Origin of the sequence: Shimia sp. Alg240-R146 (genome assembly GCF_947331465.1) — a bacterium.
GTDB lineage: Bacteria > Pseudomonadota > Alphaproteobacteria > Rhodobacterales > Rhodobacteraceae > Shimia.
Genome location: NZ_CAMZOK010000002.1, coordinates 929,818 through 954,737 on the forward strand (window position 1 = coordinate 929,818; position 24,920 = coordinate 954,737).

21 protein-coding genes and 1 tRNA gene are annotated in these 24,920 nt (G+C 57.7%); 9 read left to right on the plus strand and 13 right to left on the minus strand.

The features are described 5' to 3' along the window. Positions 1 to 90 precede the first annotated feature (90 nt). The gene (locus PG871_RS13790; RefSeq protein ID WP_443020494.1) at positions 91 to 1,905 is read right to left on the minus strand and encodes an extracellular solute-binding protein; all 1,815 of its coding nucleotides are present in this window, start codon (positions 1,903 to 1,905) and stop codon (positions 91 to 93) included. A 309-nt stretch (positions 1,906 to 2,214) separates the two neighbouring features. On the opposite strand from PG871_RS13790, the gene PG871_RS13795 reads away from it, so the two are divergent. Continuing rightward, positions 2,215 to 2,988, plus strand: a complete 774-nt coding sequence (locus PG871_RS13795) for a 3-hydroxybutyrate dehydrogenase (protein ID WP_270730209.1) — start codon at positions 2,215 to 2,217, stop codon at positions 2,986 to 2,988. A gap of 34 nt (positions 2,989 to 3,022) precedes the next feature. Here the strand turns inward: PG871_RS13795 and PG871_RS13800 are convergent, their stop codons facing one another. From PG871_RS13800 to PG871_RS13820, 5 genes are all read right to left on the minus strand, one after another. After that, entirely contained in the window at positions 3,023 to 3,700 is a 678-nt protein-coding gene (locus PG871_RS13800; protein ID WP_270730211.1) for a DUF502 domain-containing protein, read from the minus strand. A gap of 95 nt (positions 3,701 to 3,795) precedes the next feature. Further along, positions 3,796 to 4,716, minus strand: coding sequence for a pseudouridine-5'-phosphate glycosidase (locus PG871_RS13805; protein WP_270730213.1), 921 nt, complete (start codon positions 4,714 to 4,716; stop codon positions 3,796 to 3,798). Then, positions 4,713 to 5,606, minus strand: a complete 894-nt coding sequence (locus PG871_RS13810; protein ID WP_270730215.1) for a PfkB family carbohydrate kinase — start codon at positions 5,604 to 5,606, stop codon at positions 4,713 to 4,715. The genes PG871_RS13805 and PG871_RS13810 overlap by 4 nt, the downstream gene beginning before the upstream one ends. An 8-nt stretch (positions 5,607 to 5,614) precedes the next feature. Then, positions 5,615 to 6,238, minus strand: a complete 624-nt coding sequence (locus tag PG871_RS13815; protein ID WP_270730217.1) for a thiamine phosphate synthase — start codon at positions 6,236 to 6,238, stop codon at positions 5,615 to 5,617. Between the two features lie 79 nt (positions 6,239 to 6,317). Continuing rightward, positions 6,318 to 6,647 (minus strand): TfoX/Sxy family protein, encoded by a 330-nt coding sequence (locus PG871_RS13820; protein WP_270730219.1) that lies wholly within the window; start codon positions 6,645 to 6,647, stop codon positions 6,318 to 6,320. A gap of 133 nt (positions 6,648 to 6,780) precedes the next feature. Between PG871_RS13820 and PG871_RS13825 the strand changes: the two genes are divergently transcribed. The 3 genes from PG871_RS13825 to PG871_RS13835 all read left to right on the plus strand — a co-directional run bounded on the left by PG871_RS13825 (position 6,781) and on the right by PG871_RS13835 (position 10,235). Continuing rightward, complete coding sequence (locus PG871_RS13825) at positions 6,781 to 7,527, plus strand: RNA methyltransferase (protein WP_270730221.1); 747 nt, start codon at positions 6,781 to 6,783, stop codon at positions 7,525 to 7,527. 67 nt (positions 7,528 to 7,594) lie between these two features. Then, positions 7,595 to 8,746 carry a heme A synthase gene (ctaA, locus tag PG871_RS13830; protein WP_270730223.1) on the plus strand — a complete coding sequence of 384 codons (1,152 nt, stop codon included), beginning with the start codon at positions 7,595 to 7,597 and terminating at the stop codon, positions 8,744 to 8,746. Positions 8,747 to 8,762: 16 nt separating this feature from the next. Continuing rightward, positions 8,763 to 10,235 carry a carboxypeptidase M32 gene (locus tag PG871_RS13835; RefSeq protein WP_270730225.1) on the plus strand — a complete coding sequence of 491 codons (1,473 nt, stop codon included), beginning with the start codon at positions 8,763 to 8,765 and terminating at the stop codon, positions 10,233 to 10,235. Positions 10,236 to 10,292: 57 nt separating this feature from the next. Here the strand turns inward: PG871_RS13835 and PG871_RS13840 are convergent, their stop codons facing one another. Both PG871_RS13840 and gyrA read right to left on the minus strand, forming a co-directional pair. After that, complete coding sequence (locus PG871_RS13840; RefSeq protein WP_270730227.1) at positions 10,293 to 10,652, minus strand: hypothetical protein; 360 nt, start codon at positions 10,650 to 10,652, stop codon at positions 10,293 to 10,295. 119 nt (positions 10,653 to 10,771) lie between these two features. Beyond that, on the minus strand, positions 10,772 to 13,516 hold the full coding sequence (gene gyrA, locus PG871_RS13845; RefSeq protein ID WP_270730229.1) for a DNA gyrase subunit A: 2,745 nt from the start codon (positions 13,514 to 13,516) through the stop codon (positions 10,772 to 10,774). A 252-nt stretch (positions 13,517 to 13,768) separates the two neighbouring features. Here gyrA and PG871_RS13850 point away from each other — a divergent pair, with 252 nt between their 5' ends. Together PG871_RS13850 and PG871_RS13855 are read left to right on the plus strand one after the other, a co-directional pair. Then, positions 13,769 to 14,479, plus strand: coding sequence for a hypothetical protein (locus PG871_RS13850; protein ID WP_270730232.1), 711 nt, complete (start codon positions 13,769 to 13,771; stop codon positions 14,477 to 14,479). A 93-nt stretch (positions 14,480 to 14,572) separates the two neighbouring features. After that, on the plus strand, positions 14,573 to 15,637 hold the full coding sequence (locus PG871_RS13855) for a DUF2855 family protein (RefSeq protein ID WP_270730233.1): 1,065 nt from the start codon (positions 14,573 to 14,575) through the stop codon (positions 15,635 to 15,637). Here PG871_RS13855 and PG871_RS13860 read toward each other — a convergent pair. Next, positions 15,634 to 16,587, minus strand: coding sequence for a radical SAM protein (locus tag PG871_RS13860; protein WP_270730235.1), 954 nt, complete (start codon positions 16,585 to 16,587; stop codon positions 15,634 to 15,636). The two genes, PG871_RS13855 and PG871_RS13860, sit on opposite strands and share 4 nt — an antisense overlap. 214 nt (positions 16,588 to 16,801) lie before the next feature. Here PG871_RS13860 and zwf point away from each other — a divergent pair, with 214 nt between their 5' ends. Genes zwf through pgi form a run of 3 tightly spaced genes read left to right on the plus strand, consistent with a single transcriptional unit; the run spans position 16,802 to position 20,533 of the window. Next, positions 16,802 to 18,265 carry a glucose-6-phosphate dehydrogenase gene (zwf, locus tag PG871_RS13865; protein WP_270730905.1) on the plus strand — a complete coding sequence of 488 codons (1,464 nt, stop codon included), beginning with the start codon at positions 16,802 to 16,804 and terminating at the stop codon, positions 18,263 to 18,265. Then, a complete protein-coding gene (gene pgl, locus PG871_RS13870; RefSeq protein WP_270730236.1) occupies positions 18,262 to 18,936 on the plus strand; it encodes a 6-phosphogluconolactonase in 675 nt (224 codons plus the stop codon). Before zwf ends, pgl begins: the two co-directional genes overlap by 4 nt. Positions 18,937 to 18,940: 4 nt before the next feature. Then, positions 18,941 to 20,533: a glucose-6-phosphate isomerase gene (gene pgi, locus PG871_RS13875; protein WP_270730238.1), complete on the plus strand. Its 1,593-nt coding sequence runs from the start codon at positions 18,941 to 18,943 to the stop codon at positions 20,531 to 20,533. A gap of 56 nt (positions 20,534 to 20,589) precedes the next feature. Here the strand turns inward: pgi and PG871_RS13880 are convergent. The 4 genes from PG871_RS13880 to PG871_RS13895 form a co-directional block, all read right to left on the minus strand. Continuing rightward, positions 20,590 to 20,663, minus strand: a tRNA-Gly gene (locus tag PG871_RS13880). Between the two features lie 67 nt (positions 20,664 to 20,730). Next, positions 20,731 to 21,447, minus strand: coding sequence for an enoyl-CoA hydratase/isomerase family protein (locus PG871_RS13885; RefSeq protein ID WP_270730239.1), 717 nt, complete (start codon positions 21,445 to 21,447; stop codon positions 20,731 to 20,733). 81 nt (positions 21,448 to 21,528) lie between these two features. Then, entirely contained in the window at positions 21,529 to 22,728 is a 1,200-nt protein-coding gene (locus tag PG871_RS13890; RefSeq protein ID WP_270730242.1) for a DUF2235 domain-containing protein, read from the minus strand. Between the two features lie 74 nt (positions 22,729 to 22,802). Next, complete coding sequence (locus PG871_RS13895) at positions 22,803 to 24,842, minus strand: ASKHA domain-containing protein (protein ID WP_270730243.1); 2,040 nt, start codon at positions 24,840 to 24,842, stop codon at positions 22,803 to 22,805. Between the last annotated feature and the right edge of the window lie 78 nt (positions 24,843 to 24,920).

The following is a 24,920-nucleotide window of genomic DNA, read 5'->3' on the forward strand; positions in this document are numbered from 1 at the left end:
GCTGGCAATCCCCAAAAACCCCTGTCTGTATTGCGTCGGTAACACGGCGGTATCGCGACAGTGTCAATTTGGGCGCGGATACGTGCGGGTTCAGTCTTCCCACCACCAAAATTGCGGCATCCAATCGGCTCCGTCACCATAGATCGGAAGCTCATCCGGAAAGCGCATTTCCCGGCGGTGCGCGATGCGGCCCACAGCGTAGGTCCAGATCGGAATGATGTAGCGACCCGAGGTCAGGATGCGATCCAGCGCGCGGGTGGCGGCGACAAAATCTTCTTGTGACTCTGCAGTCAGCATTTCGGTGATCATCGCGTCTGCAGCGGGCGAGGTGATGCCCGCAAGGTTGCGCGAACCGGGCTGCGCAGCTGCGTCCGAGCCCCAATAGAGCCGTTGCTCATTGCCCGGGCTAAGGGACAGCGCGCGGCGCTCTTTGGTGATGTCGAAGTCAAACGATCCGGTACGTTGCGAAAACTGCGCATTGTCGACCAAGGAAACTTTCACGTCGATGCCGAGGTTTTCCAAAGCCTTGCGCCATATGTCGATGATGGCTTTGTTCTGCGTGTCGTTTTGCGGCAGAAGAATTTCGAGGGTCAGAACCTCGCCATCCGCGTTTCGCATTTTGCCGTCGACCACATCCCAACCTGCGTCATTAAGCAATTGGATTGCGCTACGCATGTTGCGGCGGTTGCGGGCAGAGCCGTCGGAGGCTGGCAACGCGTACCCCTCAAGGGTTTCTGCGGGGAGGTCATCGGAAAATGGCGCGAGCAATTCGGCGACGCGGTCTTGGGCCGCGCCTGGGTGCATCGCGAGTTGCGAGCCTGAGAAGTAGGAGGAAATGCGCGGCTGGCGGCCTCCGGTCATCGTGTCATTGATGTATTCAAAATTAAAGCTGTGCATCAGCGCGTCCCGCACGCGGATGTCATTCAGCGGCGCGCGTCGGGTGTTCATCACGAAACCAGTGATGCCGGACGGTTTTTGATGAGGGATCTCGGATTTCACCACATCACCGGCGAGCGTGGCGGGGAAGTCGTATTGATTGGCCCATTTTTCGGCGTTGAATTCGCGTGCATAGGACACCGCGCCGGCCTTGAAGCTTTCAAACAGAACCTCGCCGTCGCCGTAAAAATCAATCTGGATTTTGTCAAAGTTATTGGTGCCGCGCCGCAAGGGAACGTCTGCGCCCCAATAGTCGGGGTTGCGAGCCAATGTCACCTGACGCCCGGGATCAAAATCGCTCACGACGTAGGGTGCCGAGCCAATCGGGAAATTATTCAGAGTTACATCCGCGATTTCATCATCGATGAATTGCGCTTTTTTCAGGATAGGGCGCAGGCCAGCAATCAGGGCGAGTTCGCGGTTCTCTGTGTTAAATGTCATGCGCACAGAGCGTGGGCCAGTGGCCTTGATGCTCTCCATCTGCTTCCAAAGCGTGTGGTAGCGCGGGTGGCCTTCCGTCCCGAGGACTTCGTAAGACCAGATCACATCTTCGACCGTCACGGGTGAGCCGTCAGAGAAGCGGGCTTCGTCGCGCAGGGTGAATTCGACCCAAGAACGATCCGGCGCGGTCTCGATGGATTCTGCGAGCAGGCCATATAGTGCAAACGGTTCGGCGCGGTTGCGTCCCATAAGTGATTCATAAACAAAGAATCTCAGCTGCCACGGGGCGTTTCCCTTGAGCACAAATGGGTTGAGCGAATCGAATGCACCGGTGTTGCCGGTCACAATTCGCCCACCTTTGGGCGCGTCGGGGTTGGCATAGGGCAGGGCGGTGAAATCGGACGGAAGGGCCGGCGCGCCATACATGGCGATGCCGTGGCCGGGTTCGGCGATTCCCTGTGAACCTAAGAAAACAACGGTTGCGGCGGCCGTCAGTGTCCATTTTAGAGAGAAACATACTGGTTTCATTGCTTCAACAATCCCCACTCGCCTTTGTTTTGTTAGGCCTAGCAGTAGCGAGGGTTCTGAGGCTTTTCAAACTTTTAGCTTGGAGTGCGGCGCACAAATGCCTATAAAGGAGTCACTGCTCGATAGGTTTCTTGCCTGTATGAAACCTGCCTCAATAACTTTACGCCCGCTTCGTGCGGGCGTTTTTTTTGCCTAAGTGAAACTTGGCTGAGCGGGTTACGTAAGACTACGGATACAGGGTGATCTCCCTTATTTTGCTGATGCAGCATGCTATGGTGCCGCTGCGACATCTGAAGGAAGGGAATCGATATGAGCCTGAAGGGCAAAACCGCGATCATAACCGGATCTAACTCGGGAATCGGTCTGGGCGTGGCCCGCGAAATGGCACGTGCGGGGGCGGAAGTGATTCTCAATTCGTTCACGGATCGGGACGAAGATCATGCCTTGGCCGCCGGGATCAGTGCAGAGTTTGGTGTAGCCGCTCGCTATATTCAGGCGGACATGTCCAACGGCGACGCCTGCCGCGCCTTGATTGAGACCGCAGGCGGCTGCGATATTCTGGTGAACAACGCCGGTATTCAGCATGTGGCGCCGATTGAGGAATTTCCGGTGGACAAATGGGACGCCATCATCGCGATCAACATGAATTCGGTGTTTCACACCACGGCCGCCGCGTTGCCGCACATGCGGGCGCGGGGCTGGGGTCGGGTGATCAACATCGCCAGCGCGCATGGATTGACCGCATCGCCGTACAAAGCGGCTTATGTGGCGGCGAAACACGGTGTGGTCGGCATGAGCAAGACGGTGGCACTTGAGACCGCTGAGGAGCCGATCACCTGTAATGCGATTTGTCCGGGCTATGTTTTGACACCGTTGGTGGAGGCGCAAATCCCGGACACCATGGAGAAATACAGCATGGGCCGTGATGAGGTGATCAAGAAGGTGATGCTGGAGCGTCAGCCAAGCCGTGAGTTTGCCACGGTCGAGCAATTGGGAGGCACAGTGTGTTTTCTGGCCAGCGATGCAGCGGCGCAGATCACCGGAACAACGATCAGTGTGGACGGCGGTTGGACCGCGATGTGATGTTGTTTTGCGGTGCGCCCCACGTGGGGCGCGTTTAGTCTTCGGGCGGCTGCGTCGGGTCTTTGGAGTTTGGATAGACCAGACCCGCGCTGATCACCAGTTTGGCGGCGTCTTCCACTGACATTTCAAGCTCGACAATGTCGTCTTTTGGGAAAAACAACAGGAAGCCTGAGGTCGGGTTGGGCGTGGTCGGGACAAAGACGCTCATCAAATCGCCGGTTGTGGCGGCAGTGTCGGCAACTTCGCCCTTGGCCGTTGTCGATATGAAGCCAATTGCCCAGATGCCGCGGCGTGGGTATTCGATCAGGCAGGCTTTTTCAAAGCTGCGTTCGGTTTGAGCAAAGATGGTTTCTGCGATCTGTTTTACGCCGGAATAGATCGAGCGCACCACGGGCATACGGCTGACCAGCCCTTCGCCCCAGTGAATGAGCGAACGGCCGAGCAAGCCTTTTGCGATCCAGCCGACCACAACGGTGAAGATCAAAAAGATGATCAGGCCGACGCCACGCAGGTTGATGCCGATGTATTTCTCAGGCTGGATTGTGTCCGGGATCAGCGGCAGCACGAAGCTGTCGACCCAGCCAACCAGAGTCCAGATCAACCAGATGGTCAGCGCGATGGGCAGAATGACAACAATGCCGGTCAGAAAGCTGGAGCGCAGGCGCCCCAAAAAGCTGGCTTTGTGTTTTTCTTCGTCAAATGGTGTAGTCATTTCCGGTCCCGCGCTTCCCTTACGTTCTAGTTAGGCATTTCGACGCGGGGGTGCAACGAGTTTACCCTAGGTCGCGCGGCTGTGACACAGGGACTTTAATAATTGGCCCGCAAGGTGCTCATTTCAGTGGCAATTTGCGCAGCAAGGCGGGCGTTGTTGCGCACAAGCGCAATATTGGCGACGAGGGACTTGCCGTCCGTCAGTTCAAAAATGCGCTGCAGAAGGAAAGGCGTGACGCCTTTGCCGGAGACGCCTTGTGCGTCGGCTTCTTGCGTGGCCTGTGCGATGACGGGCGCCAGTTCGCTGGCGGGAATTTCGGCGTCCGCTGGGATCGGGTTGGCGATCAGTTGGCCGCCGGGCAGGTTCATCGCCTGACGCATGAGCGCGGCGCGGGCCATTTCGGCGGCGCTGTTCATGCGCAGCGGTGCGACGAGGTCTGAGGTGGCCGACCAGAAGGCAGGAAAGCTGTCCTGACCATAAGCGATCACCGGCACGCCGTGGGTTTCAAGAACCTCAAGCGTTTTTGGAATGTCGAGAATGGCTTTGGCACCTGCGGCCACCACGGTCACGGGAGTTGCGGCGAGTTCCAGCAAGTCGGCGGAGATGTCAAAGCTGAGTTCGGCGCCTTTGTGCACGCCCCCGATGCCGCCGGTGGCAAAGACATCAATGCAGGCCAAATTTGCCGCGATCATTGTGGCGGCAACAGTTGTGGCGCCCATGCCACCCTTGGCCATGATCACGGGCATGTCGGCGCGGGACACTTTAGCCACGTCTTTGGCTTGAGCCAAACCTTCGAGTTGTGCGTCGGTCAGACCGACGTGCAGTGTGCCGTTGATCACAGCGATGGTGGCGGGCGTTGCGCCTGCGGCGCGGATGTCGGCTTCAACCTGTCGCGCAACTTCTAGGTTTTGCGGATAGGGCATGCCGTGGGTGATGATGGTGCTTTCAAGCGCCACAACAGGGGCGCCGTTTTTCTGCGCGTCGATCACTTCGGGGGAGCGGGTCAGGGTCATCATGTGGCGTGTTCTCCGGAAACGTATTTGGCCGCAGCCGTCAGAGCGCGGTCGAGCGCCTCTTTGCGGGTGCAGCCTTGGGACTCGGCCACGATATGGGCGGCCATAAAGGTGTCGCCAGCGCCGGTGACACGGGTCACCAGAACCGCGGGCGGTTGTTGGGTGATGATGCCCTCGACCGTGCCGTCAGAGGCGTCGTTGCCGCCATCGGTGACCAGCGCGCGGGCGGCGCCGCGATCCAGCAGGCCTTGGGCGGCCGCTTGTGAGGTTGTGAACTCTTTCTGGCAGAGATAGCCAGCTTCCTCCAAGTTCACATACAGCACGGCGCGTGAGTGCATCAGGAAGGGCATCAAGCGTTCGGCTTTGCCCGGAGATGCAGGCGCGACGCGGAGGTCGGCGGAGGCAAACAGCGGGCTGCGCGCGATTTGATCCAAAAGGCGTTGGGTCAAGTTGCCGTCAAGCGCGATCAGGCCCGGATAGGGCGCGGTCTCAGACCCAAGCGAGCCGTCTTCGAGCGGAGTCAGGATCTTGTCGCCAGCTGCCTCAAGCGAATGGGCATCGGCAATCGCCGCGATCAGGCCGTTTTTGCCTTCGACGGCCATATAGGTGTCGGTCGGCAAATCAGCGGAACGATAGACATAGTCCATGATTGCGCCCATCTCAGAGCAGGAAGTCATCAGCTCGTCACCCTCGGCGTCGCGACCGATGGCGGTGAGCGTCGCGGGGCGCACCCCGAAACGCGCCAGCGTCATGGCAATATTCCATGCAACGCCGCCAGGCAGGCGGGTGATGCGACCGGGCACATCGGAGCCCTGACGCATGTGGCTTGGCGCACGGCCGATGATGTCCCAGAGGACAGAGCCGATGCAAAGAATGTCAGGCGACTGGGTCATGAAAGGTCTCAGGCGGTAAACGCGGCGCGGAAGTCCGCGAGTTTGGCAACGGGATCGTCGGTTTTCCAGATTTCTTCGCCAATGCCGAAGAAGTCTGTGAAGGGTGAAAGCTGTGCGATGATGTTGGTGTCGAGTGCGCCTTCGGCCACAACCGGCACTTCGATCATTTGCGACCACCACTGAAACAGGTCTTTTTCCGCCAGAGTACCGTCACCCAGCGGAGTGTTTCCCACGGGTCCGAAGCTGACATAATCGGCGCCGTGTTCGCCAGCGGTCATGCCATCGTGGCTGGACGCGCCACAGAAGGCGCCAACCACGGCGTCATCGCCCAGGTCTTTGCGCACCTTGCGCACAGAGCGCGCAGCGTCGGTCAGATGCACGCCGTCAAGGCCAAGGCGTTCTGAAAGCAGCACATGTTCGGAGATCACCAGTGCCACGTCGCGGTCGTAGGTGATGTCGCGCAGCGCGTCGGCGGCGCGGGAAATGCGGTCTTCGTCGCGGGTGGCAAGCGCAAGGCGCACACAGGCGATGTCGGCGCTGTCTAAGACGGCGGCGAGTTGGTCGGGGAAGCGGGAGAGTTCAATGTCCGGGGGCGTGATCAAATAGATCTGCGGCTGCTCTGTGTCGGCCATGCGGGGCTCTCCTTGGGTACCTGTCGAGGTGATTGCGCCGCTATAGCGCGGAAATTCGGGATTGGCTATGCGGGTTAAGCTATTTGGGCGGCAAGCTGCGTGCGTTTGTGAGCGCAAGCGCGATGACTTCGGCGCGGCGATCGTCGTCTGCCAGCAAGTCTTCGGAAATGTCGACCATGCCGCCCATTGGACGTCCGGTGAACGACAAAGGATCAACGCCGTCAATTTCAAGCGCCTCCGCCTCGCGCGATTTGCCGACACGCGCCATGCCGCCGCCTTTGTGGACGCCGCAGACCATATTGCCATGCAGCAGAAAGCAGAGCCCGCCGAACATCCTTTTCTCGGTAATGCCTTCGATGTCGAGCAGTTCCTCACGCATCAATGTGGCGTGTCCTTCATCATAGGGCATGTGATTCCTCCGTGTTGGATACAGAGACATTAAGCCTGCAGCGCGGATATTTATAGCAAGAGGAAGCGGGGGGCGCTTGTTTAGAAACCTATGAGGGGGTATCAGCGGGCGGATTTCCTCATGGAGTGCCGATATGTCCAGCGACCAGCCGCAGCCTGCTTTTGTTTTGGTGCGCCCCCAGATGGGGGAGAACATCGGCGGTGCCGCGCGTGCGATGTTGAATTTTGGTCTCGACAAGATGCGGGTTGTGGACCCGCGCGATGGTTGGCCAAACGAGCGTGCCGTGGCGATGGCGTCGGGTGCTGGACGGGTTTTGGACGGGGCTTTGCTGACCGAAACCACCGAGGCGGCGCTTGCGGATTGTCATTATGTTTTTGCCACCACTGCGCGGGCGCGGGGGCTGACCAAGCCGGTGGTCACGCCGGAGAAGGCGATGCAGCAGGCAGCGGAGATGATCGAACGCGGCGAAAAGGTTGCCGTGTTGTTCGGGCCGGAACGGGCAGGGCTTGAGAACGAGGATATTGCGCGGGCGAACGCCATAATCAACGTGCCGGTGAACCCTGAATATGCCTCGCTGAATTTGGCGCAATGCGTGTTGTTGACCGCTTATGAGTGGCGGCGCGCAAGCGCGGAATTTGTGGCCGAGCGTGTCGATATGGCAAAAACCGACTGGGCGACGCATTCGGAAATGGAGGCGCTGGAGCGTCACTATGAAGAGCGTTTGGATGAGGCGGGATTCTTTTATCCCGAACCCAAAGCAGAGGGTATGAAAATCAATCTGCGCAACATGTGGAGCCGTATGCGTTTGACACGGGCGGATGTGCAGATGTTGCACGGCGTGATGCGGCAAATGGTGCGCTGGAAAGATCGCTCTGAATAAGGGTTCATCTGTGGTTGAAGCGCGCCCAGAAGACACATAACCTCGCAGCCAAATCAGGAGCGCAGCGATGAGCCAGAAACGCAGCATTTTCGAAGACGTCAGCAATGAGTCCCCCAAGGAAGCCGCAAAGGCTGTTGGGGTGATTGACGGTGGCACCAAAGGTGCGCGGCGCGGGATTCGCGTCTGGCTGATGGTGTTGTTTGCGCTGGTGATGGCGATGATTGTGGTGGGCGGGCTGACGCGGCTTACTGATAGCGGGTTGTCGATCACCGAATGGCGACCTGTGACTGGCGCGCTGCCGCCGATGAGCGAGATCGAGTGGCAGTCAGAATTCGACAAATACAAGCAGATCGACCAGTGGGAGATCGAGAACCAGTGGATGACGCTGGCGGACTTCAAAACCATCTATTGGTGGGAATGGGGGCATCGTCAGCTTGGTCGGGTAATCGGGCTGGTTTGGGCGCTTGGGTTCTTTGGTTTCCTGGTGGCACGACAAATCCCGACCGGCTGGACCGGACGGCTGTTGTTGATCGGCGCGCTGGGTGGCGCGCAAGGCGCTGTCGGTTGGTGGATGGTTGCCAGCGGCGTGACCTCTGGACAGGGTGTGACCACGGTGGCGAGCTATCGTTTGGCGACGCATCTGGGGCTGGCATTCATCATTATGGGCTTTATCGGCTGGTATATACTGATGATGGGGCGCTCAGAGCGTGACTTGATGCAGGCACGGCGCGGCAAAGAAGCGAAGTTGTTTGGCCTGTCGACAGGCCTGTTGCACATGAGCTTTGTGCAAATTCTGCTCGGCGCTTTGGTGGCCGGTATTGATGCGGGTCGCAGCTATACTGATTGGCCGCTGATGGGCGGGCAGGTGATCCCGCCTGATCCGATGATGCTGGAGCCGGCGTGGCGGAATTTCTTTGAAAATCCCGGCCTTGTGCAGTTTGTGCATCGTATCTGGGGGTATCTGTTGGTGATCTTCGCTGTGGTTGTCTGGCGGCGTGCGCAGGGGTCTGCTCATTCGGCCACCCGGTTTGCGTTTAATGCTGCAATTGCCGCGATTGCTGTGCAGATTGCCGTTGGTATTGCCACCGTTGTTTATGCTGCTCCCGTGCACATCGCGATTGTGCATCAGGGCGTGGCCATTGCTGTTTGGGCGCTGATCCTGCGGGCGCGGTTCCTGAGCCATTATCCGATTGCATCGTCCGTTCGCGACGCGACCTGAAAAGAGGAAAACAAGAATGTCTGCATATAAGCAGTTGATGGCGTTTGAGCATACGACTCAGGCTTTGGGTCAGGTTGCCGGCCGTTTGGGCTGGGATCAGGAGGCAATCATGCCAGCGGGAGCAGCCCCGCAGCGGGCCGAGGAAATGGCCGCGATGGAAAGCGTGCTGCACGCGCGCCGAATTGACCCAAAGGTTGGGACGTGGTTGTCAGAGATTGACGATGCGCAGCTTGGCGAAGTCGAGCGTGCCCATATGCGCCACATCCGTAAATCGTATGAGAGAACGTCAAAAGTGCCTGCGGATCTGGCCGCAGAAATTGCCAAGGTCACCAGCCGGGCTCAAGGCATCTGGGCACAGGCGCGGGCCGATGAAGATGTGGCTGCGTTTTTGCCGACGCTAAAAGAAGTTGTGGGCCTTAAGCAGCAAGAAGGTCAGGCATTGGCAGCGGGTGGCGATGTCTATGACGCCATGGTCGATGACTATGAGCCGGAAATGACGGCCAACGAAATTGCGGCGATGTTTGATGCGATGCGGCCCCGTCTGGTTGCCTTGCGCGAAGCGGTTCTGGCGGCGAAAGCCCCGCCGAAACTGACCGGATCCTTTCCATCTGCGGCGCAAATGGCGTTGACAGAAAAGCTGGCGGCATCGTTTGGCTATGATTTTGATCACGGGCGGATTGACCAGGTCACCCATCCGTTCTGTTCGGGCAGCGGTCTGGACGTGCGCATCACCACGCGCACAACGGATGAGCCGTTCAACTGTTTTTATTCGACCATTCATGAGGTCGGCCACGCCGCCTATGAGCAGGGCATCGACAAGGCGTATCTTCTGACTCCGCTGGGACGTGGCGTGTCGATGGGCGTGCACGAAAGCCAGAGCAGAATTTATGAAAACCAACTGGGGCGCAGTCGCGCATATACCGATTGGCTGTTCCCGCAGATGCAAGCGGCGTTTGGCGACTTTGGCGTTGATAACGCTGAGGATTTCTATGGCACTGTGAACCGGGTTAACGACGGCTATATCCGTACCGAAGCCGATGAGGTGCAGTATAATTTGCACATCATGCTGCGCTTTGATCTGGAGCGCGCGTTGATGCTGGGCGATCTGGCGGTTGATGACCTTGAGGCGGCTTGGAACGACCGGTTTGAATCTGATTTCGGATATGCCGTGGACAAGCCATCCAATGGCGTGTTGCAGGACGTGCACTGGTCGGTTGGTCTATTTGGGTATTTCCCGACCTATTCGTTGGGCAATGTCTACGCGGGCTGCCTGAACGAAGCGCTGCGCAAAGCAGTGCCGAATTTGGAAGGCCAACTGGCGCAGGGCGATACGTCGGCGGCCACGGGCTGGTTGCGGGAAAACCTGCAGCAGTTTGGCGGCTTGCGTACACCGGCGGAAACCATTGAACACGCCACCGGGGCCGCACCGAATGGCGGGCCTTTGCTGGATTATCTAGAAGCGAAATTCGGCGATATCTACAAGCTTTGAAGCCTTAGAGATATCAGGTTTTGGGGGGCGCTTATGCGTCCCCACTTTTCGTGCGTGTTAGTTGCGCAAGCAGACCGCGGCTTGTCCGACGCTTGTCTTTGCGATGTTCAGCGAGTCTTCGCTAAAGGCGAGGTAGCGTACTATATCCCCGCTTTGCAGATGGATCTCTCCGTCATCGGTCACAATATAGGCGTCCTGGGTTACCTGATTGCCTGTGCGAATTTCATATGGGAACTCCCGTGCATCGGCAGGGACATCCGCAAACTCCATCTCATACTCTTTCTTGAGCAAAGTGCAGGTGTAGTTCGCTCCGCTGAATGCGGCGTGGGCTGTGCTGGCGTCTACGGGTTTCATGTCGGCCAAAGCGAAGGTCGGGACAGCAAAAAGGCAGGCCGCGAAAAGTGCAGGTGTTTTCATCACTTGGCTCCCAAAAAGTGTTTCTGAGTAAACATGCGATGTGGCTATCGGGATGACAAGCCAAGAAAAAACGGCGCCTGATTGAGGCGCCGTTTAAGAGGGTCTTTGATGGAGCAGGATCAGCTTTCGCTGACATCTGCGTCCTCTTCGTCGTCATTTTGTTCTGCAATCCAGGCGACCGAAACGACTTCTTCGTTCTTGCCGGTGTTGAAGACTTTCACACCACCTGCAGAGCGCGAGCGGAAGGAAATACCGTCCACGGGCACCCGGATGGATTGACCTTTGGAGGTTGCCAGCATGATCTGGTCGCCCATCTCAACCGGGAAAGACGCGACAAGTTCACCGCCGCGCATGGCCTTGTCCATGGCCGCGACGCCCATGCCACCCCGTCCGCGGACAGGGTAGTCGTGACTGGAACTGATCTTGCCGGCCCCACCGGAGGTGATGGTCAGGATCAGGTTTTCGGAGGCGGACATTTCAGCATAGCGTTCCTGGCTGAGTTCACCTGCAGGGATGTCTTCGTCGTCGGAATCCTCGTCCGTCAGACCGGCCACGGCGCGGCGCATCTTGAGATAGGCGGCGCGCTCTTCGCTTTCGGCGCGGAAGTGGCGGATGATCGACATCGAGACGACCTCATCCTTGCCGCTCAGCTTGATGCCGCGAACCCCAACGGAGGCGCGCGAGTTGAAGACGCGAACCTCGGTTGTCGGGAAGCGGATTGCACGGCCCGAGTTGGTCACCAGCATCACGTCGTCTTCTTCCGTACAAATGCGCGCGTTGATCAGCTTGGTGTCGGCGTTGTCGTCCTCAAACTTCATAGCGATCTTGCCGTTTGATTTCACATTAGTGAAGTCTGACAGTCGGTTACGACGCACAGTTCCCGCGGATGTGGCAAAGACGATTTGCAGGTCGTTCCATTCTTCTTCGGGGCGATCGACCGGCATGATTGCCGCAATCGAGACACCTGTCGGGATGGGTAGGATGTTGACGATGGCCTTGCCCTTGGCGGTGCGACCACCTTGTGGCAGACGCCACGTTTTGAGCTTGTAGGCCATGCCGTCGGTGGTGAAGAACAAGAGCTGGGTGTGGGTGTTGGCCACAAAGAGAGTGGTGACCACGTCCTCTTCTTTGGTCTGCATGCCCGAAATCCCCTTGCCGCCGCGCTTCTGAGCGCGGAAATCGGCAAGCGGAGTGCGTTTGATGTACCCGCCGGAAGTGACGGTCACGACCATATCTTCGCGTTCGATCAGGTCTTCGTCGTCCATGTCACCGGACCAGTCGACGATTTGGGTGCGGCGGTCGACGGCGAAGCTTTCACGAACATCGCGCAGCTCGTCGCAGATGATACCCATGATACGCTCACGTGAGCCGAGAATTTCTAGGTATTCCTTGATCTTAGCGGCCAGTTCCTCGAGCTCGTCGGTGACTTCTTTGACGCCAATCTGGGTCAGACGTTGCAGGCGCAATTCGAGGATCGCACGGGCCTGCGTTTCGGACAGGTTATAGGTGCCGTCGTCATTCATCTTATGGGTCGGATCGTCGATCAAACGGATGTAGGCGGCGATGCTTTCGGCGGGCCAACGGCGCGTCATCAGCTTTTCGCGCGCCTCGGCAGCGTCGGCGGAGGCGCGGATGGTGGCGACCACTTCGTCGACGTTGGTGACAGCGACGGCCAAACCGCAAAGGATATGACTGCGCTCGCGGGCTTTGCGCAACATGTAAGCTGTGCGGCGCGCGACAACCTCTTCACGGAAATCGATAAATGATGTCAGGAACTTACGCAGTGTAAGTTGTTCAGGCCGGCCGCCATTCAGGGCCAGCATGTTGCACCCGAAGTAGGTTTGCATCGGCGTAAACCGGAAGAGCTGGTTCAACACGACCTCAGCAGTGGCGTCGCGTTTGAGCTCGACAACCACACGCACGCCGTTGCGATCAGATTCATCCTGAACGTGGGCGATGCCCTCGATGCGTTTTTCACGCGCGGCTTCGGCGATCTTTTCAATCATAGACGCCTTGTTGACCTGATAGGGGATCTCGTCGATCACAATCGCCCAACGGTCTTTGCGGATCTCTTCGACGCGGGTTTTGGAGCGGATGATAACGCTGCCGCGCCCTTCGAGATAGGCTTTACGGGCGCCGGAGCGGCCCAGCAGAATGCCGCCAGTGGGAAAATCGGGGCCAGGCACGTAATCGATCAGCTGTTCGCTTGTCAGGTCCGGATCTTCGATCAAAGCAAGCGTGGCGTCGACAACTTCTCCCAAGTTGTGGGGGGGAATGTTGGTGGCCATACCCACGGCGATGCCGCCCGCACCGTTGACCAGCATGTTCGGAAAGCGGGCCGGAAGAACGGTGGGTTCCTGGTCCTTGCCGTCGTAGTTGTCCTGAAAATCGACGGTTTCTTTATCGATGTCAGCCAGCAGGGACGCTGCCGGTTTGTCCATGCGGACTTCGGTGTAGCGCATGGCGGCAGGGTTGTCGCCGTCCATTGAGCCAAAGTTACCCTGACCATCCAGAAGCGGCAGAGACATCGAGAAATCCTGCGCCATCCGCACAAGCGCGTCATAGATCGCGCTGTCGCCATGGGGGTGGTATTTACCCATGACGTCGCCAACCGGACGGGCCGATTTGCGATAGGATTTGTCGTGGCTGTTTCCGGATTCATGCATCGCATAGAGAATGCGGCGGTGGACCGGTTTCAGGCCGTCACGCAGGTCAGGAATGGCACGGCTGACGATCACGCTCATGGCGTAGTCGAGATAGGAGGTGCTCATCTCTTCTTCGATGGTGACGGACGGACCGTCGTGGATCATCCGCTGGTGAGTGGATTCGTCTTCGTTTTCAGGGGTTTCTGGCGTGTCGCTCAAGTCCCGGTCTCGCTTCTTTGTGGCGGTCAATATCTTGTTACAAAACGTATATCAGAGGCAGGATATAGGGCGCAATGGCTGAGGTGGCAGTGGACTGCCAGAAGCGTAAAAATGCCGATAAGAGTATGAATTTATTGAACTTCAATGCGAATTTAATTGGGCATTGCAACGAAGGCGAAATCTGATCTGTTCACAGCAGGAAATCTGCGCAAGACTGAACCAGTTCTATCTGTCATTTCGGAAGGGGTCTCTATGGCGCATTTCAAGTTGCGTGTTGCGGTCATTTCATTGCTTGGCTGTACCGGTTTTTCAGCGGATGCGCAGGCAGAAAACGCCTGGCAGAAACTCAAGAAAGGTGCCGCTCAGACCGGAGAGGCAATTGGCGACGGCGCGGAGGCCGTTGGTGGTGCCATCAACAAGGGGGCAAAGGCCGTTGGCAACAGCATATCCTCCACCGGTGAGTTGCTGTCCAACGAAGAAACGCCCGAACAAACGCGCGCCCGTCTGGATGCCATGTCGGATAGCATTCTCGCGCGTCTTTTGAGGGAAAATGCCGATGCTTCTGCGCTCTATCAGGCCAGCGCTGGATTTGCCGCGTTTGACACACGAAAAGTGACCATCTTTCCGGTCTCAGCGGGCTATGGGCGCGGCGTGGCTGTCGGGCCGGAAGGGGCACGAACCTATATGAATATGGGCACAGGCGGCGTGGGCGCTGCGCTTGGAATAGGTGGTTTTGAAACGCAGTTTGTCATTTTGTTTGAGACAACGACGGATTTTGACAGCTTTGTAATCAACGGCTTTGATGCAACCGCAGGCATGGGCAGCATGTCGGACGAAGGCCGCGATGACGAGAGCGTGCGGTTCGTGGATGGGCGGTCTTTCTTTTTGCTGGATAAGAAAGGTTGGCGCGTGAATGCCAATGCTGAAGGCACCAAATACTGGCGCTCGCCCGAGTTGAACTAGGCCGCTGTGACGTGGCGTTGCCAAAACGGACACCATCTGGGGCAAAGTCGCGGTCGGGCCTATGGTTTGTCACAACCTAACAGGAGGCGCGTCATGCAACGAATTTTGGTGGATCAGACCGACATCACAAAGACACAAGTTCAAGAGGTTGCCTCAGCACCTCTGGCTGACGGGCAGGCCCGGATGAAAATCCGTCGCTTTGCGTTGACGGCGAACAATGTGACCTATGCCGCGTCGGGTTTTATGATCGGCTACTGGCATTTCTTTCCGACCGGCATCGAAGGTCAGGGCATCGTGCCGGTCTGGGGCTTTGCAGAAGTGGTCGAGAGCGCCTCGGAGGTTCTTGAAGTTGGTGAGCGTCTTTATGGCTTTTGGCCGATGGCAGACGAGTTGGTGATCACGCCACAGGATATGGGCGGCAAAACTGTGCTTGATGCCAGCGACCATCGCGCCAAGTTGCCTGTGGTGTACAACCGCTATACCCGAAGCACGGAAAAACCCGCCGATCTTGAGGGGTATCAATCCCTTTTGCAGCCACTGTTGGCGACGTCTTACCTGCTGTTTGATTGGCTGAAGGATAACGAATTTTTTGATGCAAAACAGATAATTGTAGGAAGCGCTTCATCTAAAACCGGTCTTGGATTATGCAAGTTTCTTGCCGAACTCGACGGGCGGCCAGTGAAGATTGTTGGTCTGACGTCGTCAGGCAATGCAGACTATGTGGCGGCGCAATCCGGCGCGGACAGCGTGGTGACCTATGACAAGATTGAGACGTTGGACAAAGTCCCCTCGGTCTACGTCGATATGTCGGGCAATGCAGACGTAAAACGGAGGTTGCACGCGCATTTGGCGGATGATTTGCGCCACTCCAGCGCGGTAGGCACCAGCCACTGGGATCAATTCAAGGCCAAACAGGAGCTTGAAGGCGTGAAGCCGCAGTTCTTCTTTGCGCCAAGCCAGATTGAGAAACGTCGCGCAGAATGGGGTCCGGGCGAGATTGAGCGGCAAATCACAGCGGGTTGGAAACGGCTGGCGGCGGATGCGAGCGCGTGGTTGGACCTAAAAGAACATGTCGGGCTGGACGCCGTCGCTGACGTCTATGGCGCATTGGCTACCGGGCAGGCGAATGCCCGCCACGGTCACGTTGTGAACCTTTAGGCCGAACAGCTGGCCCCGCCAAGCACGCAAAACTTGGCACAATGCGGATGGTTGAGCGCGACGTCGCGCTCGGCCTCTTCCAATGAGGCGCCCAAATCAAATTGCGGATCATACGGCAGCAGGGTGCAGGCAATCACCGAAGGGGCGTCAGCGCCTTTGTGACGGACCACCATGCGTGAATTGGAACACATGACCTCGGATGGGGATTTGTTCAGGATCGACCAGCAGTCCGTCGTAATTTCCGGCACATCGACGGTTTCATCCATTTCCGGAAAAAGTATAGTTTTTGCAGGGCTTTGAGCTTCAATATCGAAACCTTCATCCGCAAAAAGTTGCGCGTAACCGGCCCGCGAGTCAGCGTCGCTTTCGCCCCAGACGGTGCGGCCGGCAACTGTCATTTGGAAGCCTTCGTCACGCAGCCATCGCATGCCTTGCAGGGTACGCTCAAAGCTGCCTTTTCCGCGTTCTTTGTCGTGCAACTCGGCGCCATAGTGGTCAACGGAAATGCGGAAGGTCAGCTTGTCGCGATAGCTGTCCCTAAGAGAAAGAATGCCCTCTTTGACGCGTTTTCGCATCATTGGTTGCATGGCATTTGTCAGGATCAACACCTCATAGCCGCGCTCAAGCGCGCGGCGGGTCATTTCCACCATCTCAGGGTTCATGAAGGGCTCACCACCGGTAAACCCGATTTCACGCACACCCCAGTTCCGATCGTCCAGTTGATCGAGGTAGTCAGAGACTTCATCCGCCGTCAGATAGACAAGCGCGTCATTGCTGGGCGAGGACAGAATATAGCAGTTCTCACACTTGATATTGCAGAGCGTTCCGGTGTTGAACCAAAGGGTCTGCGGGTCGGTGAGGGACACAGTTGCGCGTGTGTCGCCTTTGGCCGTCAGATGCGGGTCAACAAATTTCTCTGAGAGCCGGGACTGGGTCGCGTGGTCTTTCATGTGCCTGTCACTTCTTTTTGGTGCAACGGAGGTAGCCGTTAAGTGGCCAACTGGTAAAGAGCTTTGCGTTTGGCTGACACAGTTGTGATGCGTGCTTGCGATGATACAATCGCGGTGCTACATCCGAATTAGCGGCTTCGTTAGCGCTAACGAATTTCAAATTGAACGTCGCTGGGGCTGGATTGTCTTGGCGATGACAGGAAAGACAAACGACATGGTCTCGCGCACAATTCCAGTGGACTCTTTTGATCTGGTGGTGATCGGTGGAACAGGCGATCTCGCAAGGCGCAAAATCCTGCCTGCGTTGTTCAAAAGGTTTTGCTCGGGCCAAGTGGCCGGAGAAAGTCGGTTGATTGGTGCGGCACGGCGGGCGTTTGACACAGATGGGTATCGTGCATTTGTGCGCGACGCATTGCGCGAGTTCGCAGGCGAGATTGCTCTGGATGAAGACGCGGTTGCAAAGTTCTGTGCCACGGTGGATTACGTGGCGATTGATGCGCGCGGCGACAACGGCTGGCAAGATTTGGCGGATTTGATGGAGGCGGGGGCTGCACCCGATGCGGTGCGGGCTTTCTACTTCTCGGTTGGTCCGGGCCTGTTTTCCGAAATAGCTCAAAAACTGCAACGCTTTGGCTTGACCAATGAAGCCAGTCGGGTGGTGGTCGAAAAACCCTTTGGTCGGGATCTGGACAGCGCGCGGGCGCTCAATGCGCAGTTGGCGCAGTATTTTGACGAAAGCCAGATCTACCGGATTGACCATTATCTCGGCAAAGAGACCGTTCAAAACCTGATGGCAGTGCGGTTTGGCAATATGCTGTTTGAGCCGCTGTGGAATGCGCAATACATCGACCATATCCAGATCACGGTCGCAGAAAGCGTAGGTGTCGAGGGGCGGGGCGAGTTTTATGATCGTGCCGGAACCATGCGGGACATGGTGCAGAACCATCTGATGCAATTGCTGTGCCTGATCGCGATGGAGCCTCCGGCGCATTTTGATCCGGATGCGGTGCGCGATGAAAAGCTCAAGGTGATCCGTGCGCTTGATGGGGTTCAGCCACATCATATCGTGCGTGGGCAATACACAGCCTCGGACGGCGCGCTGAGCTATCGTGAAGATGTGGGCAATGAACGGTCCAAAACCGAGAGTTTCGTGGCCCTGAAATGCCACCTCAACAATTGGCGGTGGGCCGGAACGCCGTTTTATTTGCGCACTGGCAAGCGGTTGAGCCATCGCGATAGCGAGATCACCGTTGTGTTCAAAGACACGCCGCATTCGATTTTTGGGCCCGAAGCAGGGCGGCATCGCAACGAGTTGACCATTCAGTTGCAACCAAACGAGGGCATTACGCTGGGCGTGACCATCAAAGAACCGGGGCCGGGTGGAATGCGGTTGGTGGACGTGCCGCTGGACATGAGTTTTGCCGAGGCATTGGGCCCGAGCGCGGATACGCCGGATGCTTATGAGCGGCTGATTATGGATGTGATCCGCGGCAACCAAACGTTGTTCATGCGCAATGATGAGGTTGAGGCTGCCTGGGCTTGGACCGATCCGATTATTCGCGGCTGGGAAGCGCGCGGCGATGTGCCCAAACCTTATGATGCCTATAGCGCAGGGCCGGACGATGCCATGCTGATGATGCGCCGGGACGGGCGCGAATGGAAAGGACTGAGCAAGTGAATTTCATCAAATACCCCGATGCGGACATGATGATGATGGACGTCGCCAATGTGCTGGCGGATGATCTGGCGGAGGCCCTGCACGCCAAAGATCGTGTGACCTTTGCCGTACCGGGTGGCACGACGCCCGGACCTATTTTTGATGCGCTGAGCGCGGTAGATCTGCCTTGGGAGCGGGTTAATGTCATGCTGACGGATGAGCGTTGGGTGCCGGAAGACCATGAGCGGTCCAACACTGCATTGGTTAAGGCGCGGCTTATTACCAACCGCGCGGTCGGCGCGCGGTTTTTGCCGTTTTATGCGCCATCTGAACAGCCTGAAGACGTTTTGAGCGACGTGGAAGCGGCCTTGCTTGGGGCGATGCCGGTGGATGTCGCGTTGCTTGGCATGGGTGCCGATATGCACACGGCGTCGTTGTTTCCCGACAGCGACGGTTTGGCGGCAGCATTGGCCGATGATGCGCCCATTCTGGTGCCTGTGCGCAAACCGGAGTTACCGGACGTGCGGGTGTCCTTGTCAGCGCGGGTGTTAAACGGTGCGATGCGCAAGCATCTGGTTATCAAGGGCGACGATAAGAAAGCCGCGCTTAAGGCCGCAGGTGATTTGCCGGTTGAGAAAGCCCCGATCAAATCAGTGCTAAGCGGTGCCGACGTGCACTGGAGCAAGGGATAACGCCATGTGGACTGAATTGGATGCCATGTCTGGGGACGCTAGGTCGCGTCCGATTTCGGAATTATTTGACGCGGATGCGACGCGGGCCGAGGGGTTCTCGATCGAAACCGATGGGGTGTTGTTTGACTACTCCAAAACATCGATCGATGTGAACGGCCGCGCCGCGCTTTTGGCGCTGGCTGAGGCGGCCGGAGTTGCCGAGAAGCGTGCGTCGATGTTCGCCGGTGCAGCCATTAACGAAACCGAAGGCCGGGCGGTGCTGCACACGGCGCTGCGGGCCTTGGATGCCGATGCAATCATCGTCGATGGCGAAAACGTGTTACCCGAGGTGGCCGCGACACGGGCGCGGATGAGCACATTGGCCCGGGCCGTGCGCGATGGCAGTTTTGGTCGGATCACGGATGTGGTGAATATCGGCATCGGCGGATCAGACCTTGGTCCATTGATGGCGGTATTGGCTTTGGCGCCGTATCACGATGGACCGAAATGTCACTTCATCTCAAACGTGGATGGCGGCGATCTGACGGATACGTTGGCCGGTCTGGACCCGGCGAGCACGATGTTCATCGTCGCGTCCAAGACCTTTACCACCCAGGAAACATTGCTGAACGCGAAGTCCGCTTTGGCGTGGGCCGGCGGTGAGGCGGCATTGGGCCGGTTTGTCGCAATTTCCACTGCGGTCGAGAAATGTGCAGAGTTTGGCATTCCTGCGGAACGCGTGTTTGGGTTTGAAGACTGGGTTGGTGGTCGCTATTCGATGTGGGGCCCCATCGGTTTCGCAATCATGTTGGCGATTGGACCGGACGCGTTTGAGAGTTTTCTGCGCGGCGCGCAGGCGATGGATCAGCATTTCCAGAACGCGGAATTTGGGCAAAACATGCCGGTGATGCTGGCGCTGACGGGCATCTGGAACCAACAGGTGTGTGGTCATCCAACGCGTGCGGTGCTGCCATATGAGCAACGTTTGTCGCGTCTGCCAGCGTATCTGCAGCAGTTGGAAATGGAATCAAACGGCAAATCAGTTGCGCTGGACGGCAGTCCGCTGGACCGAGTGGCGGGACCAATTGTTTGGGGGGAACCCGGAACCAACGGTCAGCATGCGTTTTATCAATTGATCCACCAAGGGCAGCAGGTTGTGCCGTGCGAATTCTTGATTGGTGCTGAAGGACATGAGCCGGAGTTGATGGCGCATCATCGGGCTTTGGTTGCAAACTGTCTGGCGCAATCGGAAGCGCTGTTGCGCGGGCGCACCGAGGACGAAGCGCGGGCGCAATTGGTTGAACAGGGCGTTGCAGGAGCAAAGCTCGATCAACTGGCGAAACATCGGGTTTTCTCGGGCAATCGGCCGTCGACCACGTTACTCTATCCGCGATTGACGCCGTATGTGCTGGGTCAGATTGTGGCGCTGTATGAGCATCGGGTTTTTGTCGAGGGCGTGATCTATGGCATCAATTCGTTTGACCAATGGGGCGTCGAATTGGGCAAAGAACTCGCAGGTGGGTTGGTGCCAGCGGTTGAGGGCCAGGATGTGCCGGAAGGCACCAGTGCGTCAACGGTGCGCTTGTTAGAAAAGATACGGCACCACCGCGACAGGTAGCTTTTCATTTAATCTATGAATAGCAATGTCTTATGTCGTCAACCTGATGAGTTTTTTGGAGCGGGTAACGGGAATTGAACCCGTAACTAAAGCTTGGGAAGCTGCCGTGATACCTTTTCACCATACCCGCGTCTGTGGGCTTGCTAGCTAGAGAGTTCGCGCGGCCGCGTCAATGGCCGCGCTGTTGGTTTTGACGCTTAGGCCGTGAGCACGCTTGCATCAATCAGCGGCGTATCTTCGGTTTTCATGGTTTCCAGAATGTGGCCGTGCATGCGTTGCTTTTGCATGCCAAAAATCCCGCGCCCTTTATTGAAGGTTGCTGCATAGTCCATGGCGGCCTTGAAGGTCGCGTTTGCGTCGGGCAGCGCTGCCATCAGAATGTTGTCTGCCGCGGCTTCTTCGGCGGTCAGGCGGCGTCCGGTGAGGGCCATTTCGTTAAAGCGGTGCTCGGGCACTGCTTTGCGGATGTATTTCACCATGGACGGCAGGAAGGGGATGTTCACGTCCACCTCCGGATAGCAGAAATAGCCGCGATCCGCGCGCATAAAACGGAAGTCACAGCAGCTGGCAAGCATGGCGCCGTTGCCAAAGGCGTGGCCGGTGATGGCGGCGATAACCGGAACGGGCAGGGTCAGCAACTTGCCAAAAACCGTGTTCATGTCGTGCAGGAAGGCTTGGATGTCCGCGCCTTTGCCAGATTGCTGCGCCCCCATCATCCAATTGAGATCGATGCCTTGCGACCAGTTTTTCTCATCGGTCGAGGTGATGACAAGGGCACGAAGGGACCTGTCCTCCTCGACCATTTTCAGCGCTTCGAGCATGGCCGCCGCAAAGGCAGGGTTTTGGCGGTTCTCGCCGTTGCACAGAGTCAGTACGGCGGTTTTGCCAATGACTTCGTATTGGGTGATCGACATGGGAGCTCCGAAATCTAATGGATTTCGGGCAGACTAGCGGCAGGCGACAGGCCGGACAATCGTGACCTGAGGGGAAGACGGTTATGACGGCGCGTCGTCTTCGGGGAAGGGATGCAGGTTTTTGGGCGCATAGTCAGGCACCCCTTTGCGTCGTTCATAGGCAGACGGGTCAATATGGCTGCCGGGGGGAATGTAGCGTTCCTGCGCCAAGGGCAGGTAGTAGCCAAACCAGCCTTTTTGATCGGGCCAACGGCTGCGTTTGGTCAGGCGCGGGATGATTTCCAGTACGGGCCAGAACTTGCGCAACTTCATCTGGCTATGAATCGGTGCAAGCGCATTGGGTTCGGAAATCTCCAGTCCCATGCGTTCGGTGACCTTGTCCTTTTTGCCCAGCACGTAGCGGGCATAAAACGGCTCGCGGAACTCCAGCTTGTCCACGCCAAGGCCGTCGATTTCGTTGCGCATCCAGACCAGAGTGAGTTTGGACAGTCCGGCCTCATTTTCAGGAATAGAGCCTGCAACATCTGTGTGGGTTCCGGGGAACCAGACTTGGGTCACGTCCTGTTTCGGCGGGTTGGTTTTGGATTTGAAACGGGTGCCGTGATAATCCTGACCTTCAGTCCAGAACTGATGGCGGAAGAACCGACGTGTTTCATCAATGGAGAGCGCGTGGCGCACGGCCTTGACCGACGGGTTTTCATCAACACTGGAGTTGGAGCCGAATTCGAGGAAAGTGCCCCATTTCAGTCGGATGCGGATCATCGAACTGACGGTGTCCCACAACCCAAGGAAGCGGATCGAAGGGCGGCGAATGTGGAAGAACTGCTCGGAAATTCGAAGCGGCGCGTATGCCTCGCGCGGGGCGTCTTTGGGGATCTTGCGCCAGGTTTTGAACACCGGACCGATCAGGTGCATTTCATGCGGCGCAACGAGGCCGAAATCGTTGATGAACCCAGCCAGCACACGCGCGGTATATGCCCCTCGGGAATAGCCAAAGAAATAGAGCCTGTCGCCTTCGCGGTAGTTTTCGCAGAGGAACTGATAGGCGTGCAGGACGTTCTTGTGCAGGCCAAGACCAGCGGCAAGTCCCAGAACAAGACGGGCTTTGGAAAACGGCGTGGTGGCAAACGGGCGGGTCGACAAAGTGCCAACGCCTGGCTCGTAATAGACCAACTGGTTGTCGTCGTGTTTCAGGCATTTGTAGAGCCGCAAAATGTTGCTCTCGTTTTTCTCGACCTCGTTGCCGGTGCCGTCAAAGCAGATGATCAGTTTGCGAGACATAAAATAGGCTTTCTGAAAATGAATAGGGCGATCCTAGCCGGATCGCCCTATACGTGCAAATCTTCAGTGTGGTGTCAGCCGCGACGTCGACGTCGGCGTCCGCCTGATGCACTATCTCCACCGCCCGTGTTAAAGCTGACATCGGGAAGGGTCACCAGATCGCGCAATATCGGGAAAGGGTCCGCCGAGTTCGGCAAGGCGGAAGCGTTCACGAAATGCTCTTGAAAGCGGGGCTCAACGGCGGTTTCGATTTTCTCGATCTGGCGCACAAGTGTTTCGATTTCGGTTCGCGCCGCGCGGTTCAAGAGTGCAATTCGCGCACCTGTGCCTGCGGCGTTGCCAGCGGAGGTGACTTTGTCGAGTGGGCAGTCGGGGATCATCCCAAGGACCATCGCGTGTTTGGCCGAAATATGCGCGCCAAAGGCACCCGCGAGAACCACGCGGTCGACTTTATCAACGCCGCGTTTGTCCATCAGCAGGCGTGCACCGGAATAAAGCGCGGCCTTGGCCATTTGAATGGCGCGGATGTCACCGTTGGTGACTGTGATTTCTTTCTGATCCTCGTCGCCATTCCACAGGCGGTAGGAATTGGTGCGCCCATCTAGAAAGCATCGATCGGTGCCGGTTTGCTCGGCTGACCCGATCAGGCCAGAGGCGTCCACAAGTCCGGCGATGCGCATCTCGGCAATGACTTCGATAATGCCGGAGCCGCAGATTCCAGTTACACCGGTGGTGGCAATGGCGGCGTCAAAGCCGTCCTCGTCGGACCACAGATCGGACCCGATCACGCGGAACCTCGGTTCCTTGGTGACGGGATCGATTTCAACCCGTTCAATGGCGCCGGGCGCGGCGCGTTGGCCGGAACTGATCTGCGCGCCTTCAAAGGCAGGGCCGGTTGGGGACGAGCAGGCCATCACGCCATCTTTGTCACCAAGCAGAATTTCGGCGTTGGTGCCGACGTCAACCACGAGCGCGAGATCGTCGGATTTGTTTGGTGCCTCCGACAGGGCAACACCGGCGGCGTCCGCCCCGACGTGACCCGCGATGCAAGGCAAAAGGTAGGCGCGGGTGCCCGCCGCAATATCGAGACCCAGATCAGTGGCGTTCAGGTCCATTGCATCGGACGTTGCGAGTGCGAAAGGCGCTTGACCCAATTCAAACGGATCGATGCCAAGAAACAAGTGATGCATGACAGGGTTCATGACAAAGACCGCATCAAGGATTTGGGTTTTGTCGATTTCGGCGTCGCTGGCGATGTCTGTGACAAGCTGATTGAGGCCAGCCCGCACGGCTTCGGTCATTTCCAGATCGCCGCCTTTGTTCATCATAGCGTAGCTGACACGGCTCATCAGATCTTCGCCAAAGCGGATTTGCGGGTTCATCAGGCCGGAAGAGGCCACAACGTCGCCGGTTTCCAGATTACAGAGGTGGCCGGCGATGGTGGTGGAGCCGAGGTCGACAGCGAGGCCAAATAGCGGTTGGTCGTAAAAACCCGGCCAAAGTGCGATCAGGCGCGGGGTGGCGTCGTCGCGGCCCTGATGGATGGCCGCCGTCGCTGTCCAAGCGCCTTTGCGCAGAATGGGCTGCAAAGGGCGCAGCAGATGGGTGTCTACGTCAATCTGTGCATGGCCGGTGGCGGACTTGAGCGCAGTCAGCAGCCGCTCCAGATCGCCGGACGGCTTGTGCATGTCGGGCTCTTCGACCTCGACATAGGTCAGTTTGACGGTTGGGTTTAGCGTGATGTCGCGCACTTCGGCGCGTTTGCGCACCACCTGTTTGTGCACTTGCGATTCCGGCGGCACGTCGATGACAATGTCGCCTTGAACCGCCGCCTGACAGCCAAGGCGCCGGCCTTTGGGCAGGCCGCGTTTGTCATCATAGCGTTGCTCAACCGCGTTCCAGTCCGACAGGGCATCCTCGTCGACTGTTACGCCGTGTTTGGGGAACTCACCGTAGGAGGGCGTGATCTGGCATTTTGAGCAGATGCCACGCCCGCCACAGACGCTGTCGAGATCGACGCCCAATTGCCGTGCGGCGGTCAGGATTGGTGTGCCGACCGGAAAATGTCCGCGTTTTCCGGACGGGGTGAAAATCACCAGAGGATCGCTGCTCATCTTTGGGCCTCAGTACTGTTCGCTTGGCTGAAGAATACCTGCCGATATCTGTGGCGAAAGGCAAGGAGCGGCATGGTC